The sequence below is a fragment of the Vicinamibacteria bacterium genome (genome assembly GCA_035620555.1).
In the GTDB taxonomy this organism is placed as follows: domain Bacteria; phylum Acidobacteriota; class Vicinamibacteria; order Marinacidobacterales; family SMYC01; genus DASPGQ01.
Genome location: DASPGQ010000470.1, coordinates 1 through 7,598 on the forward strand (window position 1 = coordinate 1; position 7,598 = coordinate 7,598).

The 7,598-nt window shown below is 64.2% G+C and carries 8 protein-coding genes; 5 read left to right on the forward strand and 3 right to left on the reverse strand.

Annotated features, from left to right (window positions below):
• Window positions 1-267 precede the first annotated feature (267 nt).
• The 3 genes from VEK15_18980 (at window position 268) to VEK15_18990 (ending at window position 2,412) form a co-directional block, all read left to right on the forward strand.
• Entirely contained in the window at window positions 268-621 is a 354-nt protein-coding gene (locus VEK15_18980; protein ID HXV62791.1) for a nuclear transport factor 2 family protein, read from the forward strand.
• A gap of 67 nt (window positions 622-688) precedes the next feature.
• On the forward strand, window positions 689-1,087 hold the full coding sequence (locus VEK15_18985; GenBank protein ID HXV62792.1) for a DUF1801 domain-containing protein: 399 nt from the start codon (window positions 689-691) through the stop codon (window positions 1,085-1,087).
• 35 nt (window positions 1,088-1,122) lie between these two features.
• Window positions 1,123-2,412: an aminotransferase class V-fold PLP-dependent enzyme gene (locus VEK15_18990; GenBank protein ID HXV62793.1), complete on the forward strand. Its 1,290-nt coding sequence runs from the start codon at window positions 1,123-1,125 to the stop codon at window positions 2,410-2,412.
• Window positions 2,413-2,419: 7 nt separating this feature from the next.
• On the opposite strand, the gene VEK15_18995 is transcribed toward VEK15_18990, so the two are convergent.
• On the reverse strand, window positions 2,420-3,316 hold the full coding sequence (locus VEK15_18995) for a class I SAM-dependent methyltransferase (protein HXV62794.1): 897 nt from the start codon (window positions 3,314-3,316) through the stop codon (window positions 2,420-2,422).
• 47 nt (window positions 3,317-3,363) lie between these two features.
• Between VEK15_18995 and VEK15_19000 the strand changes: the two genes are divergently transcribed.
• Together VEK15_19000 and VEK15_19005 are read left to right on the forward strand one after the other, a co-directional pair.
• On the forward strand, window positions 3,364-5,298 hold the full coding sequence (locus VEK15_19000; GenBank protein ID HXV62795.1) for a hypothetical protein: 1,935 nt from the start codon (window positions 3,364-3,366) through the stop codon (window positions 5,296-5,298).
• 48 nt (window positions 5,299-5,346) lie between these two features.
• A complete protein-coding gene (locus VEK15_19005; GenBank protein ID HXV62796.1) occupies window positions 5,347-6,315 on the forward strand; it encodes an ornithine cyclodeaminase family protein in 969 nt (322 codons plus the stop codon).
• Window positions 6,316-6,339: 24 nt separating this feature from the next.
• On the opposite strand, the gene VEK15_19010 is transcribed toward VEK15_19005, so the two are convergent.
• Both VEK15_19010 and VEK15_19015 read right to left on the reverse strand, forming a co-directional pair.
• A complete protein-coding gene (locus tag VEK15_19010) occupies window positions 6,340-6,843 on the reverse strand; it encodes an Lrp/AsnC family transcriptional regulator (GenBank protein ID HXV62797.1) in 504 nt (167 codons plus the stop codon).
• Window positions 6,827-7,598 (reverse strand): arginase family protein (locus VEK15_19015; protein HXV62798.1); only part of this gene is annotated, 772 nt, incomplete at its 5' end. The genes VEK15_19010 and VEK15_19015, both read right to left, overlap by 17 nt.

Consider the following 7,598-nt stretch of genomic DNA (forward strand, 5'->3'; position numbering starts at 1 on the left):
GCACGCCCTGACGAAGAGGTGCTGAAGGCCATTGTTCGCGTGAGGAATAACAAGGCTGGAGTCTACGGCACGGTCACTCGACGCGGGCGCCTCTGTCTAGGGCAGCCCATATTCTTCGAGCTGGCGGCTGAGCATCGGAAGCGCCTGTGAATCGAGCCGGAGCTCATGCCACAGCTCACCGGCATTGGAAAGTCCGAGCCACGCCACTTTACAGGTTGCCGCTGACGCTGACGTTAGGCCCGCAGTGCAGTAGAGTAGACTCCGTCAATGCATAAACCAGCGAATGCGCCAAATGATCTCGAGAAGCAATTCGTGGAGCGTGCCAATGCTGGTGACATCGACGGGCTCGTGGCACTCTATGAATCGAATGCCATCGTGGCTTACGGTGACGGCGAGTTCGCGATTGGGCTGAAAGAAATTCGGGATTTCTTTGTCAAGTTTCTTGCCAGTCGCCCGCGGCTCGATCCGAGCATCCAGGCCCCGGCGCTCTGCAGTGGCGATCTCGCACTGACCTCGTCCCGACTGAGCAACGGAGATATCACCGCTGAAGTGGCCCGACGTCAGCCAGACGGGAGTTGGCTTTGGGTCGTGGATCAGTTTGCCATCAATAGTGAAGAGTAGCGTTGCGGCCTCGACGCCACGATTCGAGATTCCCGCTTGGTGGCGCCGCGTCGGGAATGAGATCACGATGAGCCAACTCATGCGGTTCGAAAGCTCGGTCAAGCGAGATCCGGCCATCGAGGCTTGGATGCATCAGCATTCGGGTGAGTTGGGGAGGATCGCGAGTCGCTGGTTCGAGGTGATGCGCCATTGCGGAGACGATGTCCGAGAGTTATTGCACGATGGCCATCCGACCGTGTGTGTCGGCGATGCGGCATTTGCCTATGTCAACGCCTTCAAAGCTCACGTGAACGTCGGGTTCTTTCGTGGCGCCGAGATTGCCGATCCGGCGGGCCTGTTGGAAGGTACTGGCAAGTACATGCGCCACGTGAAACTCAGGCCCGAACGTGACGTCGATGCCGCGGCCCTGAGAAAGCTCATCGAAACGGCATACAGGGATATGAAGGGGCGCCTGAAGGCGGGGTAGCTCGTGCCGGGTTTCGTTAAAATGGGGTCCCTCTGATGACGCTGAACCGACGGACCTTTCTCGGCATCGCGGGCGGTTGTCTCGCGGCGGTCCGCTCCGACGCCCTCGCCCAGGTGCGCGCGAGTGTCGCGGCGGCGGCGAGCCGGAGCGCGCAGGAGCTGGCCCGCGACGAGGATTTCTGGTTCCAGGTTCGGCACGCCTTCACCATCGACCGGAATTCCATCAATTTGAACAGCGGGAGCGTCAGCCCGGCACCGCGCTCGGTACAAACCGCCATGCAGCAGTATTGGGACGTCACGAATATGAGTCCCTCTTATTACGTCGATGAGATGCTCGGACCTCGGGTCGAGGTCGTGCGCCGACGTCTAGCGGCCACCTTCGGATGCGACTCCGAAGAAATGGCAATCACCCGGAACACCAGCGAGTCGATGGAGATCCTTCAATTCGGCCTCGACCTCGCGCCAGGAGACGAAGTCCTCACGACGACCCAGGATTATCCGCGCATGGTCACGACCTGGCGCCAGCGCGAGAAGCGGGACGGCATCGTGCACCGGGCGGTTCCGTATCCCACACCACCCTCGAGCCTCGACGAGATCACGAGATCCATCGAGCAGGCCATCACGCCGCGCACGAAGGTCATCCTCGTCTGCCACGTCACCTACACCACCGGACAGATCTTTCCCGTCAGAGAAATCTGCCAGATGGCACGGCGGCGCGGCATCGAGACGTTCGTGGACGGTGCCCACGGCTTCGCCCACTTCCCCTTCACCCGGGACGATCTCGACTGCGACTATTACGGCACCAGCCTTCACAAATGGCTTCTCGCTCCCGTCGGCACCGGCTTCCTCTACGTGCGCAAAGAGAAGATTCCGAAGATCTGGCCTCTCATGAGCGCGCCCGACGACAGGCGCGGCGACATCCGCAAGTTCGAGGAGATCGGCACCCACCCCATCGCGCTCCGGGGCGCCGTTACCGAAGCGCTGACGTTTCACGACAGCCTCGGCGTCGGGCGAAAGGCAGCGCGCCTCCATTATCTGAGGCGGCGATGGACGGACCGGCTTCGCGATCTCCCGGGTGTCACCATCTGGAACGCGGACGAGCCGGAGCAAGCGGTGGGAATCGGAGCGATGAGCCTCGCGGGCATCGACGCTGAGAAGCTCACCCGATTCCTCGAAGCGAAGTACGGCATCCACGTAAGGCCGCGCTTCGTTGAGGACGAGTTTTCTTGCATACGAGTCACGCCGAACGTTTTTACGACGCTCGAGGAGATCGACTTGTTCTGCTCCGCCATCGAGGACGCGGCCCGTAACGGCGTCGCTGCCTGATATCGAGCTACCGGGCGTCGCCGTTTACGTCCTGCGCCGTCGAGCGTCTGCGGCCGCCAAACTTCCACGAGTTGCCGTTTCGGAAGATCACGTAACCCGAGCCCGGCTCGACCCTCGGATCCGCGAGCCAATCCTCCACTTGCTCTCGGGGGATGTAGGTCGTGGTGGGGGTCACCAGCTGATCGAAAGCGACGTGGTGAAAGAATCCGAGCTCGCGCTCGGCGATCCAGAGACTGTAGTCATGCAGCGGGAGCAGGGGGCGGAGGCCGCGGGGAGCTCCCCGGGGCCAGAGCCATCGCAAGAGCTTCGCATAGGCAAAGTAGGGAACCACGAGAGGCAAGGCCAGAGCGTACTTCGTGAGCCACCAGGGAAGTCTCGAGCTCACTCGTCTCAGCGGATCCACGAGGTAGCGAACGATCGCGTTTCCCTCCCAGGCGTAGACCCAGCAGTGAAACCGCCCCCCGGGTCGCGTATGACGGATCACCGAGGCGAAACCGGCCCCAGGATCGGTCAAGTGGTGGAGCACGCCGATGCAATAGACGACATCGAACTCCCCGAGCACCACCCGGGTGATGTCCCCGCGGTGGAGCTCGACTTGGCTCCCGGGGAAGTCCTTCAAGTTTCGTCGGGCCACGTCGAGAGTGTTCGCCAGCTCCACGCCGACCAGTCGCGCGGGGCCGAAGCCCGCCATGTGGTAGAGGAGCGAACCGTTTCCGAATCCGAGCTCGAGCACCGAGCTCCCGCGTACGGTCTCGGGATCGAGCGGCGCCAGCCAGTCCAGAAATTGAGCCCGGGTGTAGGCGGAGCCCTCGGGAAGACGATTCCACGACTCCGCGAAGGCTCTCGCCGTCTCGGTGTCGGGAGAAAGCTCGGTCGTCATTGAAAGGAGAGTGAGTCGTAACATACCGTCACGAAACGGGCAATCCGGAGTGCTATACTTTTCGTCCCATCGTGAACGCCCCCAGATCGTCGACGCTTCTCACGGTGTTGATCGTGGCGCTCATCGGCGTCCCCTTCTTGCTGCGACTGCCGCTTCTCGAGACGCGAGGGTTCAATCCCGACGAGCTCGAGCACCTCCACTTCGCGTATTGCGTGTCCAAAGGACTCGTGCCCTACCGGGACTACTTCGATCATCACACGCCCTGGCTCCACGTCTTCCTGTCGACTTTCTTCCGTTTCTACGACGTCGAGCGGATCCCGGACGAAGCTCTCGGCCTCATATTCCTGGCGAGGCGCTTCATATGGGTGTTCGCGGGCGCCACGCTCGCCGTGACGTTCGTTCTCGGAAGAGCCTTTCGAGATGCCCGCACGGGTCTCCTGGCCGCGCTCCTGCTCGGTAACGCCGCGTTCTTCTTGTCCAAGAGCCTCGAGGTGCGGCCGGCCGTTCCGGGGGCGGCTCTGCTCGTCGCCAGCGTGCATCTGGCGCTCGTCGGCGTGCGGAGGGCATCGGCCGATACCCGCGGCGCGGCTTTCCGCTTTCTGGCCAGCGGACTCGCCCTCGGCGCCGCCACGATGTTCACGCAGAAAGTGCTCTTCGTCGGCCCGGGCTTCGCGGCGGCCGCGATCTGGATGATCGTCGACCGCCGGCTCGGGATGCCCCTGCCGGCGCGCTTTCGCCTGGTAGCCGTGCAAGCGGCGGGATTCCTCGTCCCACTTGCCCTCACTCTCGCCTACTTCGCTTCTCGGAACGCGTTGTGGGCCTTCTTCGACTCGAATTTCCTCGTCAACACGCGGTGGCCGGGACTGGACGCCTGGGGGTTTCTCGCGGAGCTCGTCCGCCGCGATCCCGCCACCGTGATCCTGGGAGGCATCGGCACGATCCAAGCGATCGCGACGATGTTTCGCGCCCCGTCCGTCGCGCGACGAGCTCCCGCCGTGATCCTTCCCACTCTGTCGCTCATCGCGACGCTCCCCCTCCATCCGGCGATGTCCTACCAGCACTTTCTTCTCATCCTGCCCCTGTTCTCCCTGTTCGCTGCCTCGGCTCTCGTCGACGTCGCCGAGCTCACGGCGCGGCGCGTATTCGGAGGTTTCGTGTCGGCGGCGAACGGGCTTCTCGCGGTGACGGTCCTGGCGCTGAGCATCGTCCCGATGACGAGACTGCGCTCCGATTTCGACCGGGGAAACTGGGGAACGCTGCAGGGGATCGAGTACGTCCTCCGCAACTCGTCGCCCTGGGAGACGACATTCGACGGCTTCACCGGCCTCGGCCTCTTCCGCCCGCAAGCTTTCTTCCACCATTTTCAGCACCCTCATGTCTTCGCGCTGCAATCGGAAGCGGAGCACCGCGACATGCTCGAGGCGCTGAGAACCGGCCGGGCCATTCCCAAGATGATCTTCTGGAGCCACTACCTCCGGGATTCCGTGACCCCGGAGATCGCCGCCTTCCTCCAGAAAAACTACGTCGCCTCCGGCCTCGAGCCCATCCGGATTCGTCCGTTCGATAACGGAGTCGGTTTCTGGTCGGATGTCGACCCCCGCTATCTGGGCTGGGAGCCCGAAGCGGATCCCAGAAGGCCTCACGTATTCTTCGATGACGGCTGGCGGCCTCCGACTTCGGAGTTCGGGGCCTTCGTTCGACGCACTCGGACGCGCCGCTCCGGCCTGATCGTGCCCATCCGTTACCCCAAGGATTTCGAGGTCGTGTTGCGAGCCCACGCCGACCCCAACGCCGGTCCGTTCGGAGTCGAGCTCGTCGTGAACGGCGCGAGCGCCGGCGTCGTCGAGGCAGTACCTCGCTGGCAGGACTACCGCTTCTTCGTCACGGTCCAAAAGCTACGCCCTGGCTTCAACGAGTTCGAGCTGCGCTTTTCGGCGGAGAAGGACAGCGAGGAGAAACGGCTCGAGCTCGCCGCCAACTATATTCAGCTGCGCGAAGCCCCTTGACTCACCTATCTGCGTCCTGCATCATCCGCGCCGGGAACGATTCGAATCGTGCGCATCATCGGAGAGCAAGATCTTCGTAAGGTCGTCCGGGAGCGCGAGGCTTTCGAGGCGGTCACCCGCGCCTTCCGTGCCCTCGCGGAAGAACGCGCCGAGCAGCCGGCGCCGATGTCGTTCGATTTCCCCGATTGCGCCGGCGAGGTTCACGTCAAGGGCGCAGCCATCCGAGGCGCACCCATCTTTGCCGTGAAGATCGCCTCGGGCTTCTATCGAAATCCCGAGCGCGGCCTGCCCACGAGCTCCGGTCTCGTGCTCGTGCTCAGTCAGACGACGGGAACGCCCCTCGCCTTGTTGCATGACAACGCGTACCTGACGGAGATGCGAACCGCAGCGGCGGGTGCGCTTGCCGTGGAGCTACTCACCCCGCGGAACACCGACAGGATGGCGGTTCTCGGGAGCGGGGCGCAAGCCCGCTATCAGCTCCGCGCGATCGCCCGCGTGAGAACGCTTCGCTCGGTCATCGTCTGGAGTCCGACGCGCGCACACGTCGAGCGCTACTGCGCGGAAATGCGGGAGGAGCTCGGTATCCCCTGCTCTGCCGCCGACGACGCCACCGAGGCGGTACGCGACGCCCACCTCGTGCTCACGGTCACGTCCGCGCGCAAACCCATCGTCCGCGTCGAGGACGTCCTCGAGAGCGCGACGCTCATCGCCGTCGGTTCGGACGGCCCGGCGAAACAGGAGCTCGACGAGAAGATTCTCGCGAAAGCCGACAAAATCGTCGTCGACCGGCGGTCCCAATGCGCCGCGCTCGGCGAGCTGCATCACGCCCTCGTCGCCGGACTCGTGCGCGAGGAGGACGTCTACGCGGAGCTCGGTGACATCGTCATCGGAAGAAAGGCGGGACGGGAAGCCGACGAGCTCATCGTTTGCGACCTCACCGGCGTCGGGGTGCAGGATGCCGCCATCGCCGAGACGGCCTGGGGTGCGCTCACGAATCCCGATGCTCCGGGTCGGTGATCTGGAGACGTTCCACACGCCTGGTCACGGGCGCGTCGGCCCGGCGGTCATCGGCAACTTGCCGGTTTCCTTGATCGTCTCGAGCACGATCGTGGTTCGGGTCGATCGCACCGAACGGATCCCCCCCACCTTTTCACGAAGAAGCTTCCCCAGCCTCGCCGCGTCCTCGACGCGAACCTTGACCAGATAGCAATCTTCACCGGCGACGTGATGCAGCTCCTGCACTTCGGGGAGCTTGGCGAGGCGGTCCGCCGTTTCTCGACTTCCCACCCTCTCGTCCGCCTTCACGAAGATGAAGGCCGTGAGTCCCAGGCCGACGGCACGCGGGTCGATTCGGGTTTCGTGCCCGACGATGACACCCAGCTTCTCCAGTTTTCGCAGGCGCTGGAAGATGGCCGAGGGCACCAACCCCACGCGCCGAGCGATCTCGGCATTCGGCGTCCGGGCATCTTCCTGGAGAAGAGCGAGGATGCGCCGGTCCACCGGATCCAGCGAAGGTGCTCGGAGCCCCTTATCCGATTCGCGCATCGAAGGCCTCGACCAGGCCGCAGACCATGCGATCGGCCTGACGGCCGTCCGGATCCTGCTCCACGTTGAGCTCCGTCACGACGACACCCCCGCACTTGGGAGCCGCGGCGAAGACGTTCAGCGCGGCGAAGGCCGAATCGGCGTCGAGTCCTTTCGGATGGGGCACATCGGCGGCGGGAGTGTCGCTCACGTCTACGTCGAAGTGAACGAGGATCGCGTCGGAGCGGCTTTCCACGTGACGCAGCGCTTCCTCCGCAGCCGCAGCCGCGTCCGCCCGAACGAGCGCAGCGGGGTACTTGGACATGCGACAACGTTCCAGGGTCTCGAGCTCCGGAGGGTCGATCCAGCCGGACTCCACGTCGTAGCCGAAGAGCACGATGTCCTCCTCGGTCAGGAGAGGACTCCGTGGCCCGATCCCCGCGAGCTCTGCCGCTCCGCGGCCGAGGAGGTGAGAAACGACCATCCCGTCCAGGATCCCCGAGCGCGTCGTCTCGGGGGTGTTGAGGTCCACGTCCCCATCGAAGTAAAGAAGGCCGAGGCGAGCTCGATGCTGGAGCAAACCCGCGATCACTCCAACACTCACGGTACAGTCGCCTCCGAGCACGAGGGGCACTCTGCGGCTCGCAACCGCCTCGCTCACCCGATCGGCAGCTTGTCGAGCCACGCGGACGACGGCGCCGACATTCTGCTGCCGGGCGTGCTCGGGGTCCGGCCGAAACGACACGCTCGGGAGGTCACCCTGGTCGGCAACATCC

Excerpts from the sequence above, each read along its gene's own strand:
- VEK15_18980 (HXV62791.1), top strand. The coding sequence starts at position 268 with ATGCATAAACCAGCGAATGCGCCAAATGATCTCGAGAAGCAATTCGTG.
- VEK15_18985 (HXV62792.1), top strand. The coding sequence starts at position 689 with ATGAGCCAACTCATGCGGTTCGAAAGCTCGGTCAAGCGAGATCCGGCC.
- VEK15_18990 (HXV62793.1), top strand. The coding sequence starts at position 1,123 with ATGACGCTGAACCGACGGACCTTTCTCGGCATCGCGGGCGGTTGTCTC.
- VEK15_18995 (HXV62794.1), bottom strand. The coding sequence starts at position 3,316 with ATGTTACGACTCACTCTCCTTTCAATGACGACCGAGCTTTCTCCCGAC.
- VEK15_19010 (HXV62797.1), bottom strand. The coding sequence starts at position 6,843 with ATGCGCGAATCGGATAAGGGGCTCCGAGCACCTTCGCTGGATCCGGTG.